Here is a 26,142-nt window from a genome sequence, read left to right as displayed (position 1 = left end):
GTCATCACTTCCTAACCTTTATATGGTGCATATTTCAAAGTTATCGCTTTTGTGGACGCCAGCGTACGAGCAGCTTCTCCAATAGCGCAATGAGCAGGAATAGTAGCAGACTCAATGCCACAATAATCATGATTGCCACGAAAAGACGATCCGTCCGATAGGCTGATTTTTGCAGCATCATATAATAGCCGATGCCCTTATCTGCACCGATCCATTCGGCGATAATCGCACCCATGACGCTGTACGTAGCGGCAATTTTAATCCCCGAGAACACCGAGGGCAATGCATGTGGAAGTTCGAGCTTCCAGAAAATTTGGCCGCGTTTTGCACCAGCCATGCGCATATAGTTCATCATCGCCGCATCGGTGCGGGTCAACCCGTCCATGGCAGCTACAGCCACCGGGAAGAAGCAGACCAGGATGATGGTAATCAGTTTGGGCAGCAGCCCAAATCCGAACCAGATCAGCAAGAGCGGAGCAAGCGCAATGGTCGGTATATTTTGACTAAGAATAAGTAATGGATAGAGTGCAGATTTGAAAAATGGAATCAGATGCAGCACCATCGCAATCAGTAATCCCACGAGCGTACCTGCTGCAAATCCTATTAATGTCAGCTGGATTGTTGCCGATGCATGCATGCCAAGTCGCTCGGCCTGGGAGGCTGCTTCATGGGCGATGTCCGAAGGCGCAGGCAGCATCCATTTCTCAATATGGAACAGGGAGACGGCTCCCTGCCATATCGCTATAAAGAGAATAACCGCCACAAAGGGCGGCCATACGCTTTTCCAATAGGCATGCATTAGCGATATTTCTCCGTCAGGGTGTCCATGCTGAAGCCACTTGGGCTATGGGCGATTTTGATCTGTGAGATGATGCTTGGGCTGCCAGCTTCCACGAGAACTTCGTGCATTTTGCGGACAACCTCCAGCAGTTCCTCTAGTTCTCCCTCCATCGTGGTATCGAGTGGATTAACCTGATATTTCAAGCCGGACTGCTGAATAACTTCAATGGCACGATCAACGTAAGGATAGGAATTTTCGCCATTTGGCGTTTTGGGAATGACTTGAATGCTAAGTAGTGTGCTTGCCATGAGAGATCACTTTTCCTTTCGAAATATATAAAATGAACTAATGACTGTTACACTTGCCACTTCGATGACAGAATAACCTTCCAATCGCTGTTATCCCCAGATTTTTTTGATTCCCTTCTCCAAAGGGAAAATCCGGTGATAAAGGCGAACGCTTCGCTTTTTCACGTTATTTCTGTCCTCTTCGTCATCGTGTAAATACTAAGTTCGTTTTATATGGATAATTTTATTGGGGTAAGAACTCGTTTGTATATGCTTTGGATACATCTACCTGCTCATCGAGCAGTTTTTTGCTAAACATCCAATCCGTGTAGTTCTGCCATACTTCCTGCTTTTGCTCACCCCAGCGTGGTGCGTCATCCTGATATTTTGGACTCAGCCACTTCTGGCTTGCGAGTACAAGATCCTTATCCAGATCCGGTACGGCCTTGATCAGAATGTTGGCAGCGTCTTCGGGATGTTCAATCGCGTATTGATATCCTTCGGAAGTCGCTTTCAAGAACGCTTTAACCAGCTCGGGATCGTTCTGAATCGTCTTTTCATTGGTAACGAGTACAGGTGTGTAGTAGTCCAGTGAATCGGAATAATCTTTCACATATAACATGTCGATCGGTTCCCCGCGCAGTTCGGCTTCAATGCCCGTCCACGCGTAGAAGATCCAGGCAAAGTCGATATCGCGTTTCACAGCGGTGAAGAAGTCTGCATCGCCCATGCTAATATTTTTTACTTTGGATACATCGGCGCCTTCGCCTTCCATAATGGACTGCATCACAGCTTCTTCCACCGGAGAGCCCCAGCCACCATAGGTTTTACCTTCAAAATCTTTGGGGGATTTGATGTTCCGGTCCACCGGAGCGGCAAATCCGGACGTGTTATGCTGAATGACTGCAGCAATGGACACGAGCGGTACGCCCTGTGTGCGGGCCTGGGTCACACTCTCCTGATAACTTACGCCAAAAGGCACTTCGTTCGAAGCCACCATTGTATCCGCGCCTCCGGCACCTGGTTGTACAATCTCGACATTTAAGCCTTCAGCTTTGTAAAAACCTTGATCTACGGCCGCATACAGTCCGGTATGATTCGTATTTGGTGTCCAATCCAGCACCACTTTAATGTCCTTGAGGGCTGCGTTGTCACCTTCATTGCTGTTTTCGGTGTTGCTGTTGCCATTTTCTCCTGAAGGTGCAGCTTCTTTGCCGCCACATGCGGCCATAGCCACGAGTAGTACGCACAAGAGCATTAGGCCCATCATTTTACGCCATCTCATCTTCATTTCTCTCCTTCATGTTGTCCGGCCAGTGGCGCGGGGTACTCCTTGGCTTCATATCCAAGCTTCTTGCATAAATCGACAGATTTATACCAGCTATGATCCGGATGACGTCACTTTTTTTAGCTCTCTGGCTATATAAAAGAACATTAAAAAAGCGCCCCGTTAATCCGGGACGCGTGCAGGCGTTAGAGATGTGGCACTCAGCAAAGAGGCTGGGCCAATTCGATATACTCCGATTCCTACGCTGGCATGATCCAGATCAGGTCTAAGGGTCAGTATCTTGGTGGGATACACTCTCAGCCGGCCTATTCCGACTCCCCTGGGAAACTATGAAGTTACGGGCATTACTAGGTGTAATTATAGGCCAGAGGCCCACGCATGTCCAGTCAGGAACTGGATAGGGGCACGTATGAATGAATCAAAGAGGCCATTATACATGCGTATAACGACCTCTCTAGATGTGTGATTTTCAACAATTATCGTGGCGAATCATATAAGGAAATCTGACTGAGTGCAAAAGCATCGGATTTCGGGTCATAGCCTACCTGTTTCTGAGTGGTTTCCAGATTCAATCGTTTAAACCGATTATTCGAGATCCCATGCAGTATGGTGAAGGGCTCCAGATCTGTAGTTGTAATTGCTTTGAACATCAAATCACACAAGTCAGCCGGACTAATATACGCGCTCATATCCCTTGCCTCCAGCGCGGGTCCATCCGGTTGGAAATCATCATATGCACCTATACGTATTGCTACACTTTGTAAACCTTCGGTATATGCAAAATAGGAAGCGAGCGATTCACCAAAACATTTGCTAACTCCGTACAAATTCCGTGGGCGTGTCGGCATGTCCGGATAGACTTGAGCATCAATGGGATACCCCTCGATCGTCTGTGCACTGCTTGCCAGAATGACTCTCCGCACACCTTGGTCCTTAGCTGCACGGAATACATTAAATGTACCTTTGATATTGATGTCCAACAACGATTCATAGAATCCGGCATGCGGGGAAGGATCTCCCGCCAGATGTACAACCACATCCATGCCTTCGCAAGCGTGCTGACAGGCTTCGGGATCTGTCACATCAAGTGTCATGATCTCATGGCTTGTCCCTTGATACGTATGCAGTCTGTCGATATTCAAATCCGTTAGTCGCAGGTGAAATGCTTCTGACAAGTGTTGGGACAAGTCACGTCCAATTTTTCCGGCTGCGCCGGTAATTAAAATGTTCATTAAATCAGCTCCAATTCTTAGCGCTGGAAGAACTCAATCCATTCCTTCTCGGGTCCATAGATGAAGAAATAACGGTAACCGTTAGGCAGTGTAATCATCTCTCCATCAATAAACTCGGCCTCAGTTGCCTTAATGCGGTTGTACTCAGACTCAAGGTCATCGACATGGATAGCAAAATGATGCACCGTACCTTCGGAAGGCAGCTTGTCGCTGTATCCCTGAATCAACTCAATCTCAGTCTCATCGCTTCCGTTGAAGCCGAGAAAGGCGAGCTGAATGACACCGTTGGTGTGGGTTACCCGATCTTTCAATTCAAGACCAACAATCTCCGTATAGAAACGCAGCGTGGTCTCTAGATCACGAACGGCAATGCCGACGTGGTCAATGCGCTTTTGAAAACTCATAATCCAAATCCTCCTTTATATGCAGTGAATCTTTTCTACCATTTTAAGGGATATCATAGGGCTGTACCACGAGGTTGTCAAATAAGATTTTAAGTTGGAAAAATTATAATTGTTCACAGAATGTTCACTTATGAGGAGGGGTTCGTCATCTCTATAATTACGAAGGTAAACAGAGAGGATGAGAGAATTGCCAACAACGAAGAAAGAACAGATTATTTTTGGAATGATGATGTGCACAGGAATGGTCATCGTCATGATGGCCTTCAATTTATGGCACAATGGGTTATTGAGCAAGATGTCCGCGCTTGAAATATTGCTTCAGTTCATATTGTGCTTTGTCATTGCATTTCTGGTGGAGTCCTTTATTGTCGGACCTGTAGCGCGAAAAATTGCATTTTCCTTACCTTTTGACAAGTCCAACAAAATCCTGGGCGTGCTGGCTATGTCATTTTTCATGGTCATTGGAATGGTTCTGATCATGTCCTTGTACGGAATGATTTCCGCTTATCTTGCGAATCAGTTAAATGGAGCATCCGTACTAAGTACGTATCTTCATACGATTGCTCGTAATTTCAGCCTGGCGCTTCCTTACCAAATTATTATTCTGGGACCACTCGTTCGATATGTATTCGGTAAATTCATTAAGGATAAAGGGAGTGTAGTCCCTACAACCTAAATAACGTTAGTTCCGATTTAGAGCATCTGAAAGTATTTCCTGGGCAATCGTCCACTGAACTAAGATAAAGAAGTAATTGTTATTTTCAAATCAAAAAAGACCTCGTAGCATTCACGCTACGAAGCCTATCTTTTTACCAGCTATGATTCATTGAATTTAATTTATCTTCTGTTTGGTAGATATTACGATGCTGAACTCACAGTATGCCTGCGCTGCCATTGATACGCGATCACGCTGATAATCAGCAGACCAACTGCAAAAATGGCAAGCATCCACGCCGACTGGTTAACTTCCAGATGGTCCAAACTCCAGCCTGTAACCAAAGGCAGAATGGCACCACCAACACCACCTGATGCTATCAGGATGCTGGGCGTTGATTCTTCTGTTCCAGGCAGCATTTTGCTGGCGAAGACGAGGGCAATGGAGAACACGCCCGATAGTGCAAGCCCGAGCAACAGGATGATCAGAAATGCCGACCAGATCTGGTAGGTAAAAGGAAAGATCATCAGCAGTACAACTGCTGCAAGGCAACTGTACAGAACGTAGACGCGATATTGGAATTTTTCCGCAATATATCCGGCAAACAGTCGTCCAACAGACATGGCGATCCAGAAGCAGGTAACACTAAGCGCAGCACCTGCTTCCTTCATGTTCATTTTCTCAATCAGAATGGCTGGCATGAAGTTGGCAAGGCTCATTTCGGTGCCGACATAGAGAAAGAAAAATAGAACAAATAAAGACAGAAGAGCCAAATTACGGCCGCGATAGGTTGAACGAGTTGGTTTAATGTCTGCAGGATTCATTCCATTTGGCAATTCAGCAGCGTGAGTGTGTCCAGGAGTCTGGTCTGAGTTACGTCGACTCAGTTCGTTGTCCAGCTCACCGAATGAACTTTTGGCCCAGAAGATAAAAGTCATCGCTGCACAGACGGCAACCACGAGGAACGACATGCGCCAGTACCCGGCAGAAATCAGACCGCTGGCAATGAGCGGCATGACCATAGCGCCGATACCAAATAACACTTCGAGTCGGCTCATGGCAACCGCCGTATTATCTTTAATTGCAGCAATGATGATTGTACCGATGACAGCCTCGATCATACCGAATCCGAATCCAGCTGCAGGTGCAATAACGAACATCCAGCCCCAAGGAGGCAGCAGCATATAGGATAACTCTGCAATGCAGAGCAGAACTGTAGCAATTAATATGCCACCTCGCTTACCAAAGCGTTTATTCAACCACGGAGATAACAGTACACCACCCAGGAACCCGGCAAATTGGGCAAATATCAGTGTGCCTCCCTGACTATAATCCTTGCCATAATGTTCAAGGGCAACGGGCAGGATGGAGCCGAGAACGACGTGGGCAAGTCCGATGAGGAAATAGGACAAGCATCCAATCCAAAGCAATTTTTTCATGAAGAAAAACTCCTTCTAGATATTATGTTATGTAGTAAGTCTGCCATTCAGGAGTATTTCCTAAAAACAAACAATCTCTATCATAACAGGACATGTAAGGGTGTGCACGGATAACTTGCAATGGAGGCTAAAGTTCGTATATACTGAAAAACAACAATTACAGATCGGACCATGCCGTTGAAGAGCATCCAACTCGGAGGCGTTTTCGCCAGGGGAGCGTTATTCCCCAAGTTAACCGGAACCGCCCGTTATCGCGGACCAAGAGGCTGAACCAGAATATTCTGGTTTGGCAAGTTGGGTGGCACCGCGAGCAGAGCGCTCCTCGTCCCAAGGGATGAGGGCGCTCTTTGTATTTTTACAGCCAAAGGAGACGGTGACCATGTTGGAAATGAAGTGGATTCGGGAGCATGCAGAAGAGGTGCAAGCTGCGGCAGTTGGCAAGAGAATGAATATCAATATTCGCGAATTGTTGGAACGGGACGAGGAGCGCAGAGCACTTTTACTGGAAACGGAAGAAGGACGTAGAGTACGTAATTCGTTATCTGCAGATATTGGCAGACTGATGCAAGCTGGTGAGCGTGAACAGGCCGAGGGTTTAAGGGAACAGGTGAAACAGCTGAATGGTCAGTTAGAGCAAGTTGAAGCCAAGCTTGCCGTTGTGCAAGAGGAAGTGACAAGGCTGCAATGGTTGGTACCCAATGTTGTATCGCCAGACACGCCAGTGGGTGCATCGGATGAGGATAATGTGGAGCTGCGACGTGTGGGTGAGCTGCCGGTATTCGATTATGAGGCCAAGGATCACGTGGAACTCGGTGAACGGCATGATCTAATCGACATCCCACGTGGGGTGAAAATCGGCGGAACACGAAGCTATGTGCTCAAAGGAGCAGGGCTTCTCCTGCACCGGGCTGTACAGCAACTTGCGCTTGATCTGCTGTTGAAACATGGATTTACGCCAATGGAAGTTCCATTGATGGTGAGGGAGAATACGCTTTTGAACACGGGGTTCTTCCCCACAGGACGGGATCAGGTCTATGAATTAGTAGGCGAGAACAAGTGGCTGGTGGGAACATCGGAAGTGCCGCTGGTTTCGTATTATGCGGATGAGATTGTGGATGTGCAGGAGCCAATCAAGCTGGCAGCCACATCGACATGTTTCCGCAGTGAGGTTGGCTCAGGCGGGCGGGATGTACGCGGATTGTACCGGGTGCATCAATTTGCCAAAGTGGAACAAGTCATTATCTGTGCACCGGATGCGGAAGAATCGGAGCGAATGCTGCAGGAAATTACGGGACACGCCGAGGAATTACTGCAATTGCTGGAACTGCCTTATCGAGTGGTGGCTGTGTGTACAGGGGATATGTCGCAGAAAACGTACAAACAGTACGATATTGAAACCTGGATGCCAAGCCGCAATGCGTACGGGGAGACACATTCGTCGTCGAATCTGCATGATTTCCAGGCTCGGCGTTCGAATATTCGTTGTCGCGATGCCCAAGGTAAGCTTGCCTACTGCCATACGTTGAACAATACGGCTGTGGCTTCACCACGCATTCTGATTCCATTGCTGGAGAATCATCAGCAGGCGGATGGGAGCATTCGTATTCCAGCCGCACTTCAGCCTTATATGGGCGGTGCCGAATATTTGATTATGCCGCACCAGGATGAAGAGGTTTAAAAGGATTACAAGCTGTGTGGAGAAGTAAAAAGGGAACCCTTGTGAGGGTTCCTTTTTGTTTTACCTGTGATGTTGGGACCAGTGGAGAGTGTTCAGCGCTTTTATGGTACGTTAACCGCAGTACAGGAATGCGGGAAATGGCCAAACCAGATGGGTATGTCACACAGCTGTAACGTACAGATTGTATAGTAGAATGCAGTTTGGAAAGGAGGGGCAGATATGAACCTGCTACTCGCGGATGATGAGCCGTTGATGCTGCAAATATTAAAAGCCTATTTCGTTAAAGAGGGCTTTCAGGTGTTTTTAGCCGAGGATGGGGAAGCAGCCCTGAATCTCTTTTATAATAATCAAATCGATTTGGCGGTTTTGGATTGGATGATGCCAGGACGCAGCGGTGTTGAGGTGTGCCGGGAAATCAAGCGTACGAGTCGTGCGAAGGTACTGCTGCTGACAGCCAAAGGGGAATCGGATGATGAATTTCTTGCCTTGAAGGCCGGGGCGGATGATTATCTGCGCAAGCCGTTTGATTCGCGTATCCTGCTATTGCGTGTAAAGAAGCTGCTGCAACTTTCCTCCAAAATCATTGTGGGAGAACTGACTGTCGATCTGGAAGGCCAGAAGGTTTACCGTCGTGGAGTGGATGTAGGGGCTACCCATAAGGAATTCGAATTAATGAAGGTTCTGGGAATGAATAAGGGGCAGATCGTAACCCGTAAAATATTGCTGGATCAGGTGTGGGGTTTCGATTACTTCGGCGAGGAGCGTACGGTAGACACTCATATCCGCAGACTGCGTGAGAAAATTGGAGAAGATTCAATCAAAACGTACCGGGGAATGGGCTATTGCCTAGAGGATCAATATGAGTAAACTGACCCGTAAACTGCTCGTGCGCATAATCAGTGCATTGTGTGTTGTCTTCTTCCTATCCTTTATCGTCAATACGTTTTTCCTGCCTAGCTATTTTTTGTATCAGAAAAAGCAGAAGTTGGCCGAGTTAACGACTGAAATCTCTGCTTCAGAACATGGCAATCAGCTATCACGGATTGAGAGTCTTGAAACGCAATACGAGGTCGCTATCGCTTATGCATCGTTGAAGGATAGTGTGAATGATATTAACGATCAATTGTTATTTCAATATAACCGCAAGGGAATTGCCCTTAGTAAATTTTGGCTGACAGAAGAGAGTATCTCTGCGCTGCGTGAGGGTGCCCGGGTTAATAAATTCTATGATCAGACCAAGCTGAAATCAAGCTTTCTCGTGAACTTTGTGAAGGTGGGGGATTCCGTGTTTGCTGTCGGCGAATCCATCTCCCATTCATCGGAGACGATTCGAATCATTAATCAGTTCAATGCGTACATATGGCTCGGTATGCTGCTGTTGCTTATCCTGCTTTCCGTGCTGTATACTGCCCGGATTGTTAAACCGCTCGCGAAGCTAAGCGAAACAGCTGAGGCCATTTCCAATTTATCGTTTACGAAAGTTGATATAAAGACAGGTGATGAGATTGAGTCTTTAGGACGCAGCATCAATGTGATGAGCGACAAATTGCAGCAGGCGCAACATTCTTTGGAAATAAAAAACGCCAATCTGCGAACGTTCATCTCGGATATCTCGCATGAATTGAAAACACCGCTTTCCCTGATTCGAGTTTATGCCTCTGGTATTCAGGATGGCTTAGATGACGGAACCTATGCTGGAGTAATTCAGCAACAGAGCGAAGAGCTGGCTGGTTTAATTGACCGTCTGTTGGAGCTATCCCGTCTGCAGGCCGAAGTATATGATTTTGAACCTGTTGATCTTCGCCAACTGCTCAAGGAGACCCTTCATACCTATGAAACCGTATTTCAGCAGCATGGCTTGCATGTGGAGGTGGAGGATCGATGGACTGCCGAGACATGGGTGCTGGCTGATCGACGGAAGCTGGAGTCTGTTCTGCACAATTGGATGACCAACGCGGTGAAATATACAAGCGGTGACCGAATAACCATTACCCTTGAACTTAAAGGGGAAGCGGCACATTTCAGTATCGCCAATGAAACGGATAAGGAAGAGCATGAACAGTGGGATCAGGTTTGGGAGCCTTTCTATGTAATGGATAGTTCGCGCAGCAAAAAGTTTAGCGGGACGGGTCTGGGCTTGTCTATTGCCCGGACGATTCTGGAGAATCACCATGCCGACTATGGCCTTAGCGTAGCCGATGGAGAAGTTATGTTTTATTTTTCTTTACCTTTAATACAACGTTAATGAAGGAGCCGCCATGCAAATGGTGGTTTTTTTTGTGTGAGAAGCAACCTGAATTAGAGCCTTTTCATGTTGGGGAAAGCCAATTGTTCCCCTGTCATACTGATGTAACACAATTGCCTTAGGATAGGCCTATCACCAAATCAGAACTTAATTCATGGAGGGATATCCGATGTTCAATAAAACCTTTTTAATAACGGGAGGCACAGGCTCATGGGGAGAAGAGTTGGTCAAACAATTGCTCGTTCAGGAGCCGAAAGAGGTTCGTATTTTCTCACGAAATGAATCGCTTCAGGCTCAGATGAGACAAACCATCTCTGACCCGAGAGTGAAGTTTGTACTGGGGGATATCAGAGACCGATGGGAGCTGGCAGGTGCCTGTAAGGATGTAGATTATGTCTTTCATCTTGCGGCGCTTAAACATGTTCCGGTCTGTGAGGACCAACCGGATTGTGCGGTCAAAACCAATATAACCGGAACGCAGAACGTCATTGATGCTGCAATCGAGAATGGTGTGCGGAAGGTGGTATATGTCTCTACGGACAAAGCAGCGAATCCTTCCAGCATGTACGGGATGACCAAAGCCATCGGGGAAAAATTGATCTTATTAGCTGACAGTCGTTCCGCTACAAGCTTTGTTTGTGTACGAAGCGGGAATGTTCTTGGATCCACAGGCAGCGTAGTACCGTTATTCAAACGCCAGCTTGAGTTGAAGCAGCCACTCAGCGTTACCGATTCCAGAATGACACGTTTTTTTCTTCCCCTTGGAGACGCCGTGGAAATTCTCCTGTCAGCCATGGAGCAATGCGAGGGCGGCGAGATTATTGTACCCCGAATGCCATCCTGCAAAATAACGGATATCGCACAGGTTTTGGCAGAGGATGCTGGGCAAAAGCATGTTCCGATACATTTCATCGGTGCCCGTCCGGGAGAACGGCTTTATGAAACGCTGATTTCAGATTGGGAAAACGTTAAGGAAGTGGAAGAGGAGAAGTCCTACTTTGTTGTCACAGCCTCATCTTCAACCAAATTAACGGATAAAGAGGGTTGTGAGACATCTGTTCTTCCTGGCAGAGGATACCATTCGGAAGATGTCATCATGACCAAGGCAGAGGTTCGCGACATGCTGTGGAGAGGGGGATTTCTGTGTTCAAGCGGAGGATCATATTTACAGGAGGCGGCTCCGCCGGTCATGTAACAGCTAACCTCATTCTGATCTCCAGATTGCTTCAGGAGCAATGGGAAATTCATTATATCGGTTCCAAGCATGGCATCGAGCGCCAATTAATCGGCAAAATCCCGGCTGTTCATTATCATGCGGTTGCAACAGGCAAGCTGAGAAGATATTGGGCGTGGGCGAATATTTCCGATGTGTTCAAAATTATACTTGGAGTGCTGCAGGCTTATCTGCTCATTTTACGAATTAAACCACATGTATGCTTTTCGTTAGGGGGATTCGTGGCTGTTCCTGCTGTAGTGGGTGCTGGGTGGAATCGGGTTCCGGTGCTGATTCTGGAGCCGGATCTTCATCCGGGACTGGCCAACAGGCTGTCACGGCGATACGCTCAAATGATGTGTACTACGTTTATGGATACAGCGACATTCGCTTCCTCTAAGGCGTCAGACAAGACGATGTACGTGGGACCTGTAATCAGGGAGGAGTTGAAGCTTGGCAGCCGAGCACGGGGGATTCATTTTTGCCGATTTGTCTCCGACAGACCTATTCTGTTAATTATGGGTGGCAGTCAGGGTTCGGAAAAGCTTAATCAAATGGTACTTGAAACACTGCCAGAGCTGCTCAAGCGGTATCAAATCATTCATATATGTGGTACAGGTAAATTGAACTCATCCTTCCCACATTTTGCAGGCTACAAGGCATTTGAATACGTGCATGAAGAACTTGCGGATCTAATGGCTATGGCGGATATAGTTGTGTCACGTGCTGGCTCTAATGCGATACATGAGTGGCTGTTGCTGCGCAAGCCAATGCTCCTGATTCCCCATGCCAACGGCGGATCTCTTATTGGACAGACGCTGAACGCGAAGTATTTTCAGGAGCGAGGTTATGCAAGAGTTCTCCAGGAAGAAGAGCTGTCTTCTCAGACATTCCTGCGAGATATTGACCTTGTATATAAGGAGAGAGATCATATGGTGGGTCATATGAGGGCGAGTGGAACGGACAACGCCGTTGACAAGGTTCTGCAGCTTATTCATACAACGGTTTCTTCGGTAGAAAGAGCTGAACATGAGTAAAAGATTTCCCGAACTGCTGCTGGTCATGTTCTTTTTGCTCATCGTATCTATCCTGATTATCTCAAAACGTTTATTGTATTAAACTATATAAGTAGAACTAAAGATTTTACACTGAACACTCCGATGACAGAATAACCTTCCAATCGCTGTTATCCCCAGATTTTTAAAATTTCCTTTTCTCAAGGGGAAAATCCGGTGACAAAGGCGAACGCTTCGCTTTTCCAGGTTTTTTCTGTCCTCTCCGTTTCTGTGTAAATGAATAGTTTAATTTATATAGGATTGTAGCCTGTTACAATCCCGTTCTTCTTCTGAATAAAGAGGCATTCTTCAGTCACTTCCTAATGACATGCAGAATGCCTCTACTTATTTGGGATATTCACTTTTATGTAATGAGTTTCCGATATAATATAATAGAAGTAAAATATTGGATTACAGGAGATGAAGATTGCAATGAATGGAATGAAATTAGCAATACGAGGCAGTTTGGCCTTTATTTTAGTATTGGTATTACTGGCTCCTTCGTTTGCCCTAGCAGCCACAGGTGACGTGACATCTATCGAGATTACCAACAGTAGTCCGCAACAGATGAGTGTATCCCAGACAACTACGCTTCAGGTAATGGCGGTTATTGAAGGGTTTGATAATAAGCAGGATGTTACTGGAGGCGTCACATGGTCCACGAGTAACGAAGCTGTTGCCACCATTATTAAAGGCAAAGTGAAGGCTGTGGCAGCGGGAGAAGCGACGATATACGCACAGGTAGATGGCGCCAAAGCGCAATTGCTTGTTAAGGTTCAGGATAAAATTAAAAGCATCAAAGCTTCGCCAAGTTCCTATAATTTTGTCAAAGGTAGTGAAAGTACGCTGCCCAAAGTAAGCATTGTGCGTGCAAACGGTAAGGAAGAAGACGTCACATCTGAGATTGTATGGACGGTATCGAGTGCTTCCGCTGTGCTGGAGAGTGGTAAAATCAAAGGAATCACGCCTGGCAGAGTTCTGTTACAAGGCAAATATGGCTCAGAGACGGTTAAAGTTCCCGTAGCGATCACGGACGAGATTACCAAAGTCGAAGTAACTCCTGCTGTCATGCAGCTGAATATTAAGAAATCGAAAGCGTTGAAGGTAATCGGTACATATGCCAATGGGAAAACAATTAATCTTTCGAAACAGGTAACGTGGACCTCTTCCAACAATAATGTAGCCATCGTCAAGAATGGTACAGTCAAAACACTGACGGAAGGACAAGCCACCTTGACAGGAACTTATCAAAATCAGACAATAAAGGCAGAGGTTACCGTTGTTCCTTTGCTCAAAAAACTGATCACAGGCCAGAAAACACTCATTTTATCGCCACAGGCAAGTACAACACTGAGTGTGATGGCGCAGTATGATACAGGCAAAACCACGATTGTAACGAGCAGTGCCGTATGGAGCAGCACCAAACCAAGTGTAGCCACAGTAACGGGCGGCAAGATTGTGGCCGTGGGTAAAGGCAAAACATCCATCACTGCCAAGTGGGGCAATAAAAAAGTTACTATACCGGTGACGGTAAAATAAAGTTTCAACGAATGAAGTATATCAAATGAAATAAATTCATCATCGTGAACAGAAACAGATGGGGCGTAGACATACGCCCCTTTTAAGTATAAAAAATTGGATGTGATGAAAACTGAATTCTTCAATTATAAGCTCAGATACCAATCTCAGTGGATTGGCTTACATGAAGTATCTTCTTCTGACCCTACTTTCGATACTGACACTTGGGATGATTACCACAGTGGAGGACACGAAGAAACGAGCCCATCTCAAGTACCTGGAACAATACCGATTGAAATTCAATCCTGCAAAGGAGGAAGCATCCGAATGACAGATCAACTGCAACCGGAAAATTGGCCTGCATGGGCGACAGAATCGGTAGAGATTGTTGAGGCCAATCCTATGTGGAGCCTACAGGCTCAGGAAGAGATTCGCCAGCTCAGAGAACTATTACAGCAACTCAATATTCATCGATTTGAACATATCGGAAGCACGTCGATTCCAGGATTGCCCGCCAAGCCCATTATTGATTTGATGGGAGAGGTGCAGTCATGGGAGGACATGGACATGATTGCCGATCAGCTGAATCCGGTAGGCTGGAACTACGTTCCACCTGAACTGGATGGTCGGGAATATAGACGTTTCTGGGTCAGAGTGAAGGATGGCAAGAGGGCTGTACATCTTCATCTGATGCGCCCAGGCCAGGAACGTTGGGATCGTCAAATCCAGTTCCGGGATGTGCTGAGACAGCGCCCGGATCTGGTAGAGGCTTACGCAGCTTTGAAAGCTAAACTTGCTGATGAGAATAAGGATGACAGAGAAGCGTATACCGCTGCCAAAACGGATTTTATTTTACAAGTGCTTGATGAAGGCATTTGATCGATGATGAAGGCATTTTTCAAAGAGAGGCTGATTTATTTCATCGCCGTGATCATAACCATGGCGGCAGGGTTGGCATCCAGACACTATGGTGAACTTTTACCGGATTTTGTGCATGAGCATTTCGGTGATGCCTTGTGGGCAGCAATGATCTATTTTGGGGTACGCATGATTTGGATTAATCGCAGCAGGGAGTTGGCGCTGATCGTGAGCCTGATTTTTAGCTGGGCCGTTGAATGTTCGCAAATGATTCAGATATCTTGGTTGAACGAAGTGCGTTCCACGGTGCTGGGTGCGCTTATTTTGGGACGTGGATTTCTGGTGATGGATCTGCTGAGGTATGCTGTTGGCATTCTGTGTGTGTATGGGATGGATCGTTATTTCCTGAGAAATAAGAAGGCTTGATAATGGGGAGGGACTTAAGTGAATGTAGAGAAGCTTTTTACGGAATCACCCGAATTTGAGACAGATCGGTTGGTACTGAGACGTCTTACGCTCAACGACCTCGATGATTATTTTATGTTTGCCTCCGATCCGAAAGTGAGTCAGCAAAGTTTGTGGAACTGCCATGAGACGTTGGATGACTCCGTTCAATATATTCAAAGAGTGTTAGATAATTATGAGAAGAAAACGGTCTATATATGGGCCTTTATTCTGAAGGAAACGGGGAAGCTGATCGGGCGAGGTGGCATTTTTCATCTGAATGAATCCATGCAAAGTGCTGAACTGGGGTACGCGATTGCCAGCAGTTGTTGGGGCAAAGGCCTCGCAGCAGAAGCGATGCAGCCGATTGTTGAATATTGTTTTCAGGAATTGGACTGCAATCGGCTGGAGGGGACATGCAATGCAGGCAACATCGGCTCTGCACGAGTGATGGAGAAGCTGGGCATGTCGTATGAAGGTTTGCTGCGTAAACAGTTGAAGATCAAAGGTGTGTTTACAGATCAAAAATTGTACTCCCGTATCCGGGATGATCTATAATACTTCCAATGACGTACAGGATACATAGAAGAAATTGAAGGAGGCGGAACAATGATCTACAGTATTATTTCCCAAGCGGTATGGGAGCAGGTATCCAAGCAGAGCGTGTATGCACCGGATAGCCTGGAGACGGACGGTTTCATTCATTGTTCCACTAAAGAACAGATTCCATGGGTAGCGGCTCAATTTTATCAAGGACGTACGGATTTGTTATTGATTGGTATTGATGAGAGGGCCTTGAAGCCGGAACTGGTGTATGAGGACCTGTATGAGTTGAATGAACTATTTCCACATATTTATGGTGAACTTAATTTGGATGCTGTACGGAAAGTCATTTCCTTTGAACCGAATGAGGACGGGACGTTTTCTTTTCCTGAATAAAGACATTTTGCGAAGGGTTGTGAACGTGTGGATATGAATCAGGTATTTCTGGATACAGCCGAGAAGCAATTTTTGTATTACAAACAGCTTGGTGAAAAGGCCATGGAGCAACTGGAATCTGAGCAACTATTTCAATCCTGGAATGAAGATGCCAACAGTATTGCAGTTATTGTGAAGCATCTATGGGGCAATATGCTGTCCCGTTGGACGGATGTACTGACAACCGATGGAGAAAAGCCATGGCGTGAACGTGATGCGGAATTTGTGAATGATATTTCGTCTCGGGAAGAGCTGCTCGCCAAATGGGAGGAAGGCTGGAACTGTCTGCTTGGAGCCATTCGTTCTTTTACACCGGAGCAACTGTCTCATATTATATATATCCGCAATGAAGGACATACCGTCATGGAAGCAATTATCCGGCAATTGGCGCACTATCCCTATCATGTGGGACAGATTATTTATGCAGCCAAAATGCTCAAAGAAACCGCATGGAACAGTCTTTCCATTCCGAGAAACGGTTCTAGCCAATATAATGGTGGCAAATTTGCCAAGCCGAAGGCACGAAAACATTTTACAGATGATGAATTGCGCATAGAAAAAGGTAAAGGTGAGGAACAGCAATGACACAGATCGCATTGATTCGCCATGGAAGCACGGCATGGAATAAGGAAAAACGTTCACAGGGACAAACGGATAATCCACTGGATCAGGAAGGAAGAGAACAGGCGCTATTGCTTGCTGCGAGACTGAGTGAGGAAACGTGGGATGCCATCTATGCGAGTGACCTGGAGCGTGCAAGTGAGACGGCTCGCATCATTGGCGACCGTTTAGGAATACAGGAGATTCATTTGGACCCGAGGTTGCGTGAAATGGGCGGTGGGCAGGTGGAGGGTACGACCGAAGCTGAACGAGTTGCCCAATGGGGAGCGGATTGGAACACTCTGGATTTAGGCCGGGAACTTGCGGATGCAGGTACGATTCGGGGCAGTGCCGCGATAGAAGATATTGTACGACAGCATCCCAATGGAAGAGTGATCGTTGTCAGCCATGGCGCTATTCTCCGTAATACACTGCGAGGTCTGGTGCCTGAACTTGATGTGAGCGCAAAGCTGTCCAACACGTCGATTACCCGGATTTCTTGGGAAACGAATTCTTGGCAATGCGAGCTATACAATTGCAGCGTGCATCTGAATTCCTCCAAGGAGTTGTGATCGATGGATGCTCTGGCATTAAAACAGAAATTGCGGCAGATTCAGTCGGCTAACTTATCTGCCCATGAAGTGGAACATCCTTACGAATTGGCTCTTCATATGATGCAGCATATAGGCAGTCCAGACCCGGTTCTGCGGGATGAACTGATCTATGATACGTTTGCCACCTGGATTGGACAGGGTGTATTTTCGGAAGAACAGCTTAGTCAGCTGTTACAGATGGCGCTGGATGATCAGCATCTGTTTCATGGTATTGGAGAACAAGGCACGGACAGTGTGTTTACCCGAACCTTCTCTGTGCTGCTCCTGCCTCCCATTCTGAGTGTAGATCGTCAGCGGCCTTTTCTGAAAAAGGAAGATATAGAGGTTATTCATCATCGATTGACCACGTATCTGGAGCGTGAAAAAGATGTTCGTGGCTATACCGATGATAAGGGCTGGGCGCACGCACCGGCACACGCGGCAGATGCGGTTGAAGATCTTGCACAGTCTCCTTATATGGAGCGGGCCGCCTTGCGGGAGCTTTTGCATGCGCTCACTGTGAAAATTACCGAATCAAGTGTAGTCTATATCCATGATGAGGATCAACGGATTGCTCATGCAGTGGTCACCATCCTTGGTCGCAATCTGCTGGAGCAAAACGATATTTCGTCTTGGATCGATTCACTGAATCCAAACGATAAGAAGGAGGGGAAATCGCTTCTGGAGATCAGCCAGATGAGCTTGAATGTGCGCGTTTTTCTGCAGACGCTCTATCTTGCCATACGGACAGAAGAAGCAGAGCCCTTTCCCGCTGTTCGTTCACTTATTTTGCAGGCTTTGGAGAAAAAATGATCATGGGAATATAAACTTGTGGACAAGGAGGGTGATAGCATGACTGAACTGTCGTATTCATGGACTGAGGATGTGCTGTCTACTTTGGGCGAAACAGGGGTTATGATCCGTTGTGGGGACGCGATATCCGAAGCGGTGCACCGGAGGGTGATGTCGGTATGTACTTTGCTGGAAAAGAGCCAACTACCGGGCATCTTGGAGTGGTTACCTTCGTTTGCATCGGTAACGCTATTCTATGATCCGTTGATTTCCCCGTACCACGAGGTATGCGGAAGGCTGCTTCATGAGTTGAACAAGATGCAAGTGGCAACGCTGGCTGAACCCAGAACGATCATTATTCCCGTATGTTATGGTGGTGAATTGGGTCCTGATCTGGAATATGTCGCTACTGAACATGGGCTTACGCCAGATGAGGTCATAGCTATTCATACATCCGGAGATTACCTGGTTCACATGATCGGATTCGCACCGGGTTTTCCTTATCTGGGCGGGTTATCGGAGAAGATCGCTACGCCCAGACGACCTACACCTCGGCTTCGAGTTGAGGCGGGAACGGTGGGCATTGGTGGCAAACAAACGGGAGTTTATCCGGTGACGACTCCCGGCGGATGGCAATGTATCGGCCGCACACCGCTGGCGCTATTTCGTCCGATGGAAAATCTACCAAGCCTGCTGGCAGCAGGGGATCGGGTTCGTTTTGCATCGATATCTCTTCAGGAGTATCTGGAACAAAAGGAGGGCGAGCGATGAGTATTGAAGTCATTCGCCCAGGTTTGTTATCCACCGTTCAGGACGAAGGAAGAATGGGATTTCGCCGGTATGGAATTCATCCGGGCGGGGTTATGGATACCTTTGCGGCCAGAGCAGCCAATGCACTGGTTGGGAATTCCCGTGATGCTGCTGTGCTGGAGATGACGATTACGGGACCGGAGCTTCGTTTCCATGAAAATCGGCTGATCTCTTTATGTGGTGCGGATCTGACAGCAACTGTGGATGATCTGTCTGTTCCACTATGGCGTCCGGTCGTGTTGCTTGCTGGAAGTGTGCTGAGATTTGGACGATGCCGTTCCGGTTTGCGGTCTTATATGGCGATTGCTGGTGGAATCGTGGTACCTGAGATCATGGGCAGTAGAAGCACGGATCTCAAGACAGGTTTTGGTGGGTTTAAAGGCCGTGCCTTGAAGGTGGGAGACAGGTTGTCTGTGGGGGAAGCTTCTCGTGAAGCGCAAGCGGCGTTGCATGGATTGATTGTAGAAGCTGAAAAGAATAACTGGCGGATGCATGCACCTGCCTGGTATTTGTCCAGCAGGGAATGGCCCGCCTACCATGCTGAACCTGTTATTCGTGTCATGCCGGGCAAAGACAGTGCAGAGTTTAATGAAGATAGTCTGGAACGATTCCATAAAGAACGATATGTGATCTCTCCTCAATCGGATCGGATGGGTTATCGATTGGAGGGTGCAAAGCTAGAACTCGTTCAACCGATGGATCGGCTGTCCGAAGCCGTCACCTATGGTACAGTTCAGGTGCCAGCAGATGGTCAGCCCATCATATTGATGGCCGATCATCAGACTATCGGGGGCTATCCTGTGATCGCACAGGTGGCACGAGTAGATTTGCCGATACTGGCACAGGCAAAGCCAGGGGATCGGGTTACTTTTGAACGGATTACATATGAAGAAGCACAGCAGCTATTCCTGGAACAGGAGTTGGAGTGGCGACTAACCGATCAGCTGATTCGCAGGAGATTGGCAGAAATGGGGGACCATCAATGAACACGGTGGATATCAACTGTGACCTTGGCGAAAGTTACGGGGTGTACCGGATGGCGTCGGATGAGTCGATTCTGCCGATAATCACTTCAGCCAACATCGCTTGTGGATTTCATGCGGGTGACCCGGCAACGATGCGGCAAACCGTACAGCAAGCATTAGAGCATCAGGTTGCCATCGGCGCCCATCCCGGTCTGCCGGATTTGCAGGGTTTTGGCAGAAGACGTATGGATATTACACCACGGGAAGCCTATGACATGGTTGTGTATCAGATTGGTGCGCTGGATGCTTTTGTCCGTTCATACGGGGGGCGTATGCATCATGTGAAGCCTCATGGAGCCTTGTATAACATGGCTGCTGAAGATAATCAACTCGCTGAGGGAATCGCCGAGGCGCTTTATAAGGTGCAACCGGAACTGTACCTCTATGGCCTGGCCGGAAGTGCGCTAATACAGGCAGCGGATCGCATTGGACTGCGCAGTGTCAGTGAAGTTTTTGCGGATCGAACCTACGGACCGGATGGGACTCTAACCCCACGCAGTCAGCCCGGGGCTGTCATTCAGCAGACCGAACAAGCTCTTGTTCAAGTGCTGCGCATGGTGAAAGAGGGAATCGTTGTGTCGACGGAAGGTACACCTGTATCCATAAAGGCAGAGACAATTTGCATCCACGGCGACGGAGCTCATGCCCTTGCATTTGCTCAAGAGATACGTACGTTGCTTGAATCTGATGGAATTAACCTTTCTGCACCTGGAGTTACTAGATGATTGCTAAGGTAACCGAGGGCCAGAGGTCGAACTATACGAGTTTGTAAGGAGTGAGATTAGAGCATGAAACCGATACGTAATTCGGCAAAGGCTGTCATTGTACAGGATGGACGTTTGCTGGTGATCCGGTTGGAGGATCAATATGGTGACGCTTATGTTTTCCCCGGCGGAGGACAGGAGAAAGGCGAAGAACTCAAGGATGCCGTTGCCCGTGAATGTCTGGAGGAGATTGGACAGGCGGTGGACGTGGGAGAATTGCTGCATATCCGGGAGTATATCGGAAAAAACCATGAATTTGCCGAGTGGGATGCCGATGTCCACCAGGTTGAATTTTATTTTGAATGTAGATTGATTGATGCGAAAGCTACAATCTTTGAAGGCTCCAGCCCAGACGACCATCAGGTAGCCGTAGAATGGATTCCGCTTGAAGAGCTGTCCAAGGTTCGCCTATATCCGAAAACAATTGGTGAGTTGCTCCAGAATAAGAATTCATCACGCATTTATCTTGGAGATTTGAATTAAAACTGTCACGTTTACGAACGGGTTCATGGATTCACCATAGATGAGGTGGGTACACTATAAGTACAGGCTTATATACAACAATGTGATATAAGCGAAGAGATCAGAGATAGGCAATCAAGTATGCTTATCTTTGAGATTTTAGCTTATCTACCCCAATGTTGAAGAACAATGGAAGTAGTGAAGGGGACGGAATCGATTCTGAAGAAGCGAAGCGTTCGCTTGCATCCTAGATTTTCACTTATATATCCGTTGAATTAAACATTTACACGATAACGGAGAGGACAGAAGAAACCTGAAAAAGCAAAGCGTTCGCCTTTATCACCGGATTTTCCCTTGAGAAAAGGGAATCAAAAAAAATCTGGGGATAACAGCGATTGGAAGGTTGTTCTGTCTTCGTAGTGTCAGTGTAAATCGTCTGCGAGACAACAGCGATCGAAAGAACGATCAGTACCCGTAACGGTCGCCTACAACGTTCTTCAAATATTCCCCCAAATCGAAAGGAGCATGTCCCATGAACCAGACTGAATTGGAACAAAACATTGTAAAAGCATTGGAAAACAACCCTTTTTGCAGCTTCTCCACGGTGGAGAACGGTAAACCGAAATCCCGCTATATGGCGCTTTTCAACGATGGAATGAACATTCATCTGGCGACAAACCGCCGTACGCACAAGGTAGAGGAGCTGGAGAATAATCCGAACGTCAGCCTTTTGCTAGGTTATGAAGCGGGCGGCTCCAAGGAAGTGGTTGAGATTGAAGGAACATGCGAAGTGACGAAAAATGAAGGTTTACGCGAACAGGTATGGAATGATGAACTAAAAGCTTGGTTTGACGGCCCGAACGATCCCAATTATGTCATTCTGGACATTACCCCAAAACGGATTGAATACATCGGCAAAGATCATGAGCATCAGGTGTGGGAGCAATAATTTTAGATATTGAAAATCACCTTTTCTAAGTGGAAGGCCGTGCCGACTATTTGGAAAAGACATAGCAAACCGTGAACGCCAGAAGGCTTCACGGTTTTTTGATACGGGTCGATTCAGCTAATATGGATATAGATGTAAGCCACATGTAATATACGTTTTTAACAGCGTGAGTAAACTATTTTCATCCAAAAACATGCAAAAAATGTCGAAATCACGCATGTTATTGTAAACTGGGGTAGGTATGTGCGGATAACGTAAAAAATAATGCTTTTCAATGACTGAACATTGCGTTATGATTTGGAATGTAAACGGTACGCACAGATATGAATAGATGTTCATGTGAGATAAACTAACCTGGAATTCTGAACCATACGATCAGAAAATCAGTACGCACAACCCATGAGATCTTTCGCATTTCTGCGCTTATTCGTTTGCTCACTAATGCATGATTCAATGTACATAACCGGGAGGGGTTATTTTGAGAAAGAGTAAAAAAGTATTATCAAGCCTGACTGCCGCTTTGGTTGCATTAAACGTGCTTGCGGTATTTCCGGTACCTGTATCGGCTGCGGACGCTACCAAGGTTAAATTGCGGATCATGGAAACAACGGACATTCACGACAACCTGATTAACTATGACTACTATTCCGACAAAGAGACAGACCAGTATGGTCTGGCGAAGACAGCTACGCTGATCAAAAAAGCCCGTGACGAAGCAAAGAACAGCTTGCTGTTCGACAACGGTGACCTGATCCAGGGTAACCCGCTCGGGGATTATGTAGCGAAGATTGATCCACTCAAAAAGGGTGAGACTCACCCTGTATATAAAGCGATGAACCTGCTCGATTATGATGCAGGAAACATCGGTAACCATGAGTTTAACTATGGTTTGGATTTCCTTGACATGACGCTGGAAGGTGCGAACTTCCCTTACATCAATGCCAACGTATATGTAGATGACGGTGACGACGATGAGACGAATGACAAGAACTATTTTACCCCGTATAAAATTTTAGACAAAAAAGTTACCGATGAGAGTGGCAAAGAGCACACCATCAAGGTGGGTGTCATCGGATTTGTACCACCACAAGTCATGCAGTGGGACAGCGCTAATCTGGAAGGCAAAGTCATTGCCAAAGACATTATCGCTACTGCGAAAAAATTCATTCCTAAAATGAAGGCTGAAGGTGCCGACATTATTGTAGCTATTCCTCACTCCGGTTTTGAAGATATTCCGCAAACGGATCTGATGGAAAACTCAGTATTGTATCTGAGCCAGGTTGAAGGCATTAATGCCATTCTGTTCGGACATGCCCACAAAGTATTCCCGAGCGCTGATTTTGCCGGTAAAAAAGGTGTAGACCTTGAAAAAGGTACAATCAATGGCGTTCCTGCTGTAGAGCCAGGCTTCTGGGGTGACCACCTTGGAATTATCGATCTGGATCTGGAACTGGTAGACGGCAAATGGAAAGTGGCAGACTCCAAAGTGGAGGCACGCCCAATCTATGACACAGCCAACAAAAAGGCTCTGGTAGATGCTGATCAAGAGATCGTTGATGCTGTTCATGACGAACATGAAGGTACGCTTGAGTATGTGCGTGGTCCAGTCGGCGAAACGACAGCTCCAATCAACAGCTTCTTTGCACTGGTTCAGGATGATCCATCCATTCAGATCGTTACCAATGCACAGAAATGGTATGTTGAAAAACATATGCAAGGAACAGAATACGAAGATATTCCTGTATTGTCTGCAGGCGCTCCGTTCAAAGCAGGCGGACGTTCAGGTGCTTCGTATTACACGAATATCCCTAAAGGCACCATTGCGATTAAAAACGTAGCTGACTTGTACGTGTATCCAAATACGGTACATGCCGTATTGGTGAATGGCGCTGAGCTGAAAGAATGGTTGGAATGGTCTGCTGGTCAATTTAACCAGATCGATCCGGCAAAAGGTGGACAGCAACAATTGGTCAATATGGACTTCCCAACGTATAACTTTGACGTTATCGATGGTGTTACGTACCAAATTGATGTAACTCAACCAGCGAAATACGATGGCAAAGCAACGATTGTAAATGCATCAGCTAACCGGATTAAAGACCTGAGCTTCAATGGTAAACCGGTTGATCCAGCACAAAAATTCATCGTGGCAACGAATAACTATCGTGCTTCTTCGTCCAAACTGGCTAACCCAGACGGTAAACGTATCGTCTTGGCTGCACCGGATGAGAACCGTCAAGTGATCATTGATTACATCCGTGAGAACAAAACGATTAACCCGGCAGCAGATGGCAACTGGTCGCTTGCACCAATTAAGCCTTCTGCAGGTGTAACAGCAGCTGCACTTAACGATCTTGAAGTGGTGTTCGCGTCTTCCCCAGATGCCAAAGCATTGGTTGAAGCGAACCCGGCGATGTCCTTCATTGGGACAAACAAAGACGGTTTTGCTGAGTATGGCTTGAAATTGACAGGAGAAGCAACAACGACTCCAGAAACAGGTGTGGAACCTGCTCCAACGCCTACGAAGCCAGACCCAACTCCAACTAAACCTACAACCAAGCCACAACCTGAGAAACCAGCAGGCGGCAAAGTGGTTCATGTGGTGAAAAAAGGAGATAACCTCTACCGCATCGGCTTGAAATATGGTGTGGACTGGCGCAAGCTGGTTTCCGTAAATAAAATTACAAATGTGCACAATCTTAAAGTTGGACAGAAAATTGTAATTCCCGCTTCTTAAGATTAATTAGCGGTAAATGAAGACCGACAGTCATCAGACTGTCGGTCTTTTTCATGCTATGCTGATTCGTTAACTCATCAGTAACCGTCATAGTTGAAGTCATCAAAACAGTAGAGATAAATTTCAAGACCCATGCTATAATATTTACAAACTTTGGGTATATACCAGTAAACATTAATGAGATAGAATCACAAACTGGCAAGGGGGTTCTACATGAATTGCAGTGGCTGCAGTCCAATTCATCCTATAGAGGATCAAGGTACCCTGTATATGCGTCCCATCTCCCCCGCTTTGCTGGAAGCACTGCAAAAGCAGGGAAGACATATCGAACATTCGGATGAACTCATCTGGATGCATTTTTTGAATCTTGAATCTGTACAACGTTGTATTGAGGATATTCTCAAGATTGAAGCGACCCTGCCAGATATGTTAACGGTTCAGGTCACTCCACTGTATGGCCAGGCCGATGCTGATAGCTGGATTAGTCTATCCATGCAGGAAGCTCGCCTCAAACATGCTGATCTGGTTTCTGTTATTCTGGAACATCAATTCAGCAGTCATATGCAGCCAATCGTAGATGCATCGGAGCAGATTATCGGATTTGAATTTTTACTTCGTCCTGCTGAACAGGGTAGACCCTTCAGTGCATATGAATTATTTGAAGTTGCAAGGGATACCGGATTGCATTCTTTTCTGGATCGGACAGCCCGTGTTGCTGCCATCGAGACGAGTGCCGTTCTTTTACCGCATGGTGTCAAACGTTTTGTGAATTTCCTGCCTTCCTCCATCTATAACCCCGAATACTGCCTGACGCACACATTTGAGACGATTGAACGCCTTTCGCTAGACCCTAAGGATTTTGTGTTTGAAGTGGTGGAAACGGAACAGATTCAGCATATGTCCATCTTGCAGCATATTTTTGAGGTGTATCGTTCTCATGGAATGTCGGTTGCCTTGGATGACGTGGGGGCCGGATTCTCGACGATCGAAGTAATGAATCGGCTGAAGCCGGATTTTGTCAAAATAGATCGGAGCCTCATTGATCATTGTGATCATGATTTGAACAAACAGCAGCAAATTATCAATATTGTTGAGATGTCGCGTCGATTTGAGGGGCGGGTACTTGCCGAAGGCATTGAACGAATCGAGGAATTTGATTTCTGTCGATCCGTGGGTATTGATTTGGCACAAGGGTATTATTTTGGTAAACCAACCGCATATCCGCCACAAGGTCCCTACGGAAAAACATCTGCATAAACAATAAAATACGGATGTACCAACAAGTCACTTCGCATGATCGGAGTGGCTTGTTTGTCATGCTATGTAAATTTATAA

27 protein-coding genes and 1 riboswitch are annotated in these 26,142 nt (G+C 46.7%); of the genes, 21 read left to right on the top strand and 6 right to left on the bottom strand.

Translation table 11 applies throughout. From position 1 onward, the window contains the following. Positions 1-40: 40 nt before the first annotated feature. The 5 genes from AC4PM4_RS23115 to AC4PM4_RS23095 form a co-directional block, all read right to left on the bottom strand. A complete protein-coding gene (locus AC4PM4_RS23115) occupies positions 41-799 on the bottom strand; it encodes an ABC transporter permease (protein WP_491614661.1) in 759 nt (252 codons plus the stop codon). Further along, the gene (locus tag AC4PM4_RS23110; protein WP_024632265.1) at positions 799-1,089 is read right to left on the bottom strand and encodes a thiamine-binding protein; all 291 of its coding nucleotides are present in this window, start codon (positions 1,087-1,089) and stop codon (positions 799-801) included. The genes AC4PM4_RS23115 and AC4PM4_RS23110 overlap by 1 nt, the downstream gene beginning before the upstream one ends. A gap of 223 nt (positions 1,090-1,312) precedes the next feature. After that, positions 1,313-2,353: an ABC transporter substrate-binding protein gene (locus AC4PM4_RS23105; RefSeq protein ID WP_491614660.1), complete on the bottom strand. Its 1,041-nt coding sequence runs from the start codon at positions 2,351-2,353 to the stop codon at positions 1,313-1,315. A 221-nt stretch (positions 2,354-2,574) separates the two neighbouring features. Then, positions 2,575-2,687: riboswitch (TPP riboswitch) on the bottom strand. Between the two features lie 145 nt (positions 2,688-2,832). After that, a complete protein-coding gene (locus tag AC4PM4_RS23100; protein ID WP_072734946.1) occupies positions 2,833-3,588 on the bottom strand; it encodes an NAD-dependent epimerase/dehydratase family protein in 756 nt (251 codons plus the stop codon). Positions 3,589-3,605: 17 nt separating this feature from the next. After that, positions 3,606-3,992 carry a VOC family protein gene (locus tag AC4PM4_RS23095; RefSeq protein ID WP_064642680.1) on the bottom strand — a complete coding sequence of 129 codons (387 nt, stop codon included), beginning with the start codon at positions 3,990-3,992 and terminating at the stop codon, positions 3,606-3,608. Positions 3,993-4,179: 187 nt separating this feature from the next. Here AC4PM4_RS23095 and AC4PM4_RS23090 point away from each other — a divergent pair, with 187 nt between their 5' ends. Then, positions 4,180-4,668: a DUF2798 domain-containing protein gene (locus AC4PM4_RS23090; protein ID WP_063566240.1), complete on the top strand. Its 489-nt coding sequence runs from the start codon at positions 4,180-4,182 to the stop codon at positions 4,666-4,668. A 182-nt stretch (positions 4,669-4,850) separates the two neighbouring features. On the opposite strand, the gene AC4PM4_RS23085 is transcribed toward AC4PM4_RS23090, so the two are convergent. Further along, positions 4,851-6,086, bottom strand: coding sequence for an MFS transporter (locus AC4PM4_RS23085; protein ID WP_491614659.1), 1,236 nt, complete (start codon positions 6,084-6,086; stop codon positions 4,851-4,853). Between the two features lie 379 nt (positions 6,087-6,465). Here AC4PM4_RS23085 and serS point away from each other — a divergent pair, with 379 nt between their 5' ends. The 20 genes from serS (at position 6,466) to AC4PM4_RS22985 (ending at position 26,064) form a co-directional block, all read left to right on the top strand. Continuing rightward, a complete protein-coding gene (gene serS / locus AC4PM4_RS23080) occupies positions 6,466-7,764 on the top strand; it encodes a serine--tRNA ligase (protein ID WP_491614658.1) in 1,299 nt (432 codons plus the stop codon). 219 nt (positions 7,765-7,983) lie between these two features. Then, positions 7,984-8,631: a response regulator transcription factor gene (locus tag AC4PM4_RS23075; RefSeq protein WP_491614657.1), complete on the top strand. Its 648-nt coding sequence runs from the start codon at positions 7,984-7,986 to the stop codon at positions 8,629-8,631. Then, complete coding sequence (locus tag AC4PM4_RS23070; RefSeq protein ID WP_491614656.1) at positions 8,624-10,009, top strand: sensor histidine kinase; 1,386 nt, start codon at positions 8,624-8,626, stop codon at positions 10,007-10,009. The genes AC4PM4_RS23075 and AC4PM4_RS23070 overlap by 8 nt, the downstream gene beginning before the upstream one ends. A 169-nt stretch (positions 10,010-10,178) precedes the next feature. Continuing rightward, positions 10,179-11,204: a polysaccharide biosynthesis protein gene (locus AC4PM4_RS23065; RefSeq protein ID WP_491614655.1), complete on the top strand. Its 1,026-nt coding sequence runs from the start codon at positions 10,179-10,181 to the stop codon at positions 11,202-11,204. Next, positions 11,153-12,259, top strand: a complete 1,107-nt coding sequence (murG, locus tag AC4PM4_RS23060; RefSeq protein ID WP_491614654.1) for an undecaprenyldiphospho-muramoylpentapeptide beta-N-acetylglucosaminyltransferase — start codon at positions 11,153-11,155, stop codon at positions 12,257-12,259. The genes AC4PM4_RS23065 and murG overlap by 52 nt, the downstream gene beginning before the upstream one ends. Before the next feature lie 459 nt (positions 12,260-12,718). Then, positions 12,719-13,816: an Ig-like domain-containing protein gene (locus AC4PM4_RS23055; RefSeq protein ID WP_269053790.1), complete on the top strand. Its 1,098-nt coding sequence runs from the start codon at positions 12,719-12,721 to the stop codon at positions 13,814-13,816. 306 nt (positions 13,817-14,122) lie between these two features. Then, on the top strand, positions 14,123-14,674 hold the full coding sequence (locus AC4PM4_RS23050; protein WP_491614653.1) for a GrpB family protein: 552 nt from the start codon (positions 14,123-14,125) through the stop codon (positions 14,672-14,674). A gap of 3 nt (positions 14,675-14,677) precedes the next feature. Then, positions 14,678-15,079 (top strand): ribosomal maturation YjgA family protein, encoded by a 402-nt coding sequence (locus AC4PM4_RS23045; protein WP_491614652.1) that lies wholly within the window; start codon positions 14,678-14,680, stop codon positions 15,077-15,079. An 18-nt stretch (positions 15,080-15,097) separates the two neighbouring features. Next, on the top strand, positions 15,098-15,655 hold the full coding sequence (locus AC4PM4_RS23040) for a GNAT family N-acetyltransferase (RefSeq protein ID WP_090954074.1): 558 nt from the start codon (positions 15,098-15,100) through the stop codon (positions 15,653-15,655). Between the two features lie 51 nt (positions 15,656-15,706). Next, the gene (locus AC4PM4_RS23035; RefSeq protein ID WP_063566229.1) at positions 15,707-16,036 is read left to right on the top strand and encodes a DUF952 domain-containing protein; all 330 of its coding nucleotides are present in this window, start codon (positions 15,707-15,709) and stop codon (positions 16,034-16,036) included. A 27-nt stretch (positions 16,037-16,063) separates the two neighbouring features. Next, positions 16,064-16,660 carry a DUF1572 family protein gene (locus AC4PM4_RS23030; RefSeq protein ID WP_491614651.1) on the top strand — a complete coding sequence of 199 codons (597 nt, stop codon included), beginning with the start codon at positions 16,064-16,066 and terminating at the stop codon, positions 16,658-16,660. Then, the gene (locus AC4PM4_RS23025; protein ID WP_064642660.1) at positions 16,657-17,247 is read left to right on the top strand and encodes a histidine phosphatase family protein; all 591 of its coding nucleotides are present in this window, start codon (positions 16,657-16,659) and stop codon (positions 17,245-17,247) included. Before AC4PM4_RS23030 ends, AC4PM4_RS23025 begins: the two co-directional genes overlap by 4 nt. 3 nt (positions 17,248-17,250) lie before the next feature. Next, positions 17,251-18,081: a DUF2785 domain-containing protein gene (locus tag AC4PM4_RS23020; protein WP_274569341.1), complete on the top strand. Its 831-nt coding sequence runs from the start codon at positions 17,251-17,253 to the stop codon at positions 18,079-18,081. A gap of 39 nt (positions 18,082-18,120) precedes the next feature. After that, positions 18,121-18,831 (top strand): 5-oxoprolinase subunit PxpB, encoded by a 711-nt coding sequence (gene pxpB / locus AC4PM4_RS23015; protein ID WP_274569342.1) that lies wholly within the window; start codon positions 18,121-18,123, stop codon positions 18,829-18,831. After that, a complete protein-coding gene (locus AC4PM4_RS23010) occupies positions 18,828-19,856 on the top strand; it encodes a 5-oxoprolinase subunit C family protein (RefSeq protein ID WP_400348469.1) in 1,029 nt (342 codons plus the stop codon). Before pxpB ends, AC4PM4_RS23010 begins: the two co-directional genes overlap by 4 nt. Continuing rightward, positions 19,853-20,620: a LamB/YcsF family protein gene (locus tag AC4PM4_RS23005; protein WP_491614650.1), complete on the top strand. Its 768-nt coding sequence runs from the start codon at positions 19,853-19,855 to the stop codon at positions 20,618-20,620. Before AC4PM4_RS23010 ends, AC4PM4_RS23005 begins: the two co-directional genes overlap by 4 nt. Before the next feature lie 63 nt (positions 20,621-20,683). Then, a complete protein-coding gene (locus AC4PM4_RS23000; RefSeq protein WP_090954060.1) occupies positions 20,684-21,142 on the top strand; it encodes an NUDIX domain-containing protein in 459 nt (152 codons plus the stop codon). A gap of 511 nt (positions 21,143-21,653) precedes the next feature. Continuing rightward, entirely contained in the window at positions 21,654-22,070 is a 417-nt protein-coding gene (locus tag AC4PM4_RS22995; RefSeq protein ID WP_063566223.1) for a pyridoxamine 5'-phosphate oxidase family protein, read from the top strand. A 478-nt stretch (positions 22,071-22,548) separates the two neighbouring features. Next, positions 22,549-24,807 carry a bifunctional 2',3'-cyclic-nucleotide 2'-phosphodiesterase/3'-nucleotidase gene (locus AC4PM4_RS22990; protein WP_063566222.1) on the top strand — a complete coding sequence of 753 codons (2,259 nt, stop codon included), beginning with the start codon at positions 22,549-22,551 and terminating at the stop codon, positions 24,805-24,807. A 213-nt stretch (positions 24,808-25,020) separates the two neighbouring features. Then, the gene (locus AC4PM4_RS22985) at positions 25,021-26,064 is read left to right on the top strand and encodes an EAL domain-containing protein (RefSeq protein ID WP_063566221.1); all 1,044 of its coding nucleotides are present in this window, start codon (positions 25,021-25,023) and stop codon (positions 26,062-26,064) included. Positions 26,065-26,142: the final 78 nt, after the last annotated feature.

It is taken from the genome of Paenibacillus sp. MDV22-iso6 (genome assembly GCF_058408365.1).
Note: the sequence above shows the minus strand (reverse complement) of the source record. Positions and strands in the feature narration are given on the sequence as shown.

Coding starts and splice junctions, on each gene's coding strand:
- AC4PM4_RS23115 (WP_491614661.1), bottom strand. CDS start 799: ATGCATGCCTATTGGAAAAGCGTATGGCCGCCCTTTGTGGCGGTTATT.
- AC4PM4_RS23110 (WP_024632265.1), bottom strand. CDS start 1,089: ATGGCAAGCACACTACTTAGCATTCAAGTCATTCCCAAAACGCCAAAT.
- AC4PM4_RS23105 (WP_491614660.1), bottom strand. CDS start 2,353: ATGAGATGGCGTAAAATGATGGGCCTAATGCTCTTGTGCGTACTACTC.
- AC4PM4_RS23100 (WP_072734946.1), bottom strand. CDS start 3,588: ATGAACATTTTAATTACCGGCGCAGCCGGAAAAATTGGACGTGACTTG.
- AC4PM4_RS23095 (WP_064642680.1), bottom strand. CDS start 3,992: ATGAGTTTTCAAAAGCGCATTGACCACGTCGGCATTGCCGTTCGTGAT.
- AC4PM4_RS23085 (WP_491614659.1), bottom strand. CDS start 6,086: ATGAAAAAATTGCTTTGGATTGGATGCTTGTCCTATTTCCTCATCGGA.
- serS (WP_491614658.1), top strand. CDS start 6,466: ATGTTGGAAATGAAGTGGATTCGGGAGCATGCAGAAGAGGTGCAAGCT.
- AC4PM4_RS23075 (WP_491614657.1), top strand. CDS start 7,984: ATGAACCTGCTACTCGCGGATGATGAGCCGTTGATGCTGCAAATATTA.
- AC4PM4_RS23070 (WP_491614656.1), top strand. CDS start 8,624: ATGAGTAAACTGACCCGTAAACTGCTCGTGCGCATAATCAGTGCATTG.
- AC4PM4_RS23065 (WP_491614655.1), top strand. CDS start 10,179: ATGTTCAATAAAACCTTTTTAATAACGGGAGGCACAGGCTCATGGGGA.
- AC4PM4_RS23055 (WP_269053790.1), top strand. CDS start 12,719: ATGAAATTAGCAATACGAGGCAGTTTGGCCTTTATTTTAGTATTGGTA.
- AC4PM4_RS23050 (WP_491614653.1), top strand. CDS start 14,123: ATGACAGATCAACTGCAACCGGAAAATTGGCCTGCATGGGCGACAGAA.
- AC4PM4_RS23045 (WP_491614652.1), top strand. CDS start 14,678: ATGATGAAGGCATTTTTCAAAGAGAGGCTGATTTATTTCATCGCCGTG.
- AC4PM4_RS23035 (WP_063566229.1), top strand. CDS start 15,707: ATGATCTACAGTATTATTTCCCAAGCGGTATGGGAGCAGGTATCCAAG.
- AC4PM4_RS23025 (WP_064642660.1), top strand. CDS start 16,657: ATGACACAGATCGCATTGATTCGCCATGGAAGCACGGCATGGAATAAG.
- AC4PM4_RS23020 (WP_274569341.1), top strand. CDS start 17,251: ATGGATGCTCTGGCATTAAAACAGAAATTGCGGCAGATTCAGTCGGCT.
- pxpB (WP_274569342.1), top strand. CDS start 18,121: ATGACTGAACTGTCGTATTCATGGACTGAGGATGTGCTGTCTACTTTG.
- AC4PM4_RS23010 (WP_400348469.1), top strand. CDS start 18,828: ATGAGTATTGAAGTCATTCGCCCAGGTTTGTTATCCACCGTTCAGGAC.
- AC4PM4_RS23005 (WP_491614650.1), top strand. CDS start 19,853: ATGAACACGGTGGATATCAACTGTGACCTTGGCGAAAGTTACGGGGTG.
- AC4PM4_RS23000 (WP_090954060.1), top strand. CDS start 20,684: ATGAAACCGATACGTAATTCGGCAAAGGCTGTCATTGTACAGGATGGA.
- AC4PM4_RS22995 (WP_063566223.1), top strand. CDS start 21,654: ATGAACCAGACTGAATTGGAACAAAACATTGTAAAAGCATTGGAAAAC.
- AC4PM4_RS22985 (WP_063566221.1), top strand. CDS start 25,021: ATGAATTGCAGTGGCTGCAGTCCAATTCATCCTATAGAGGATCAAGGT.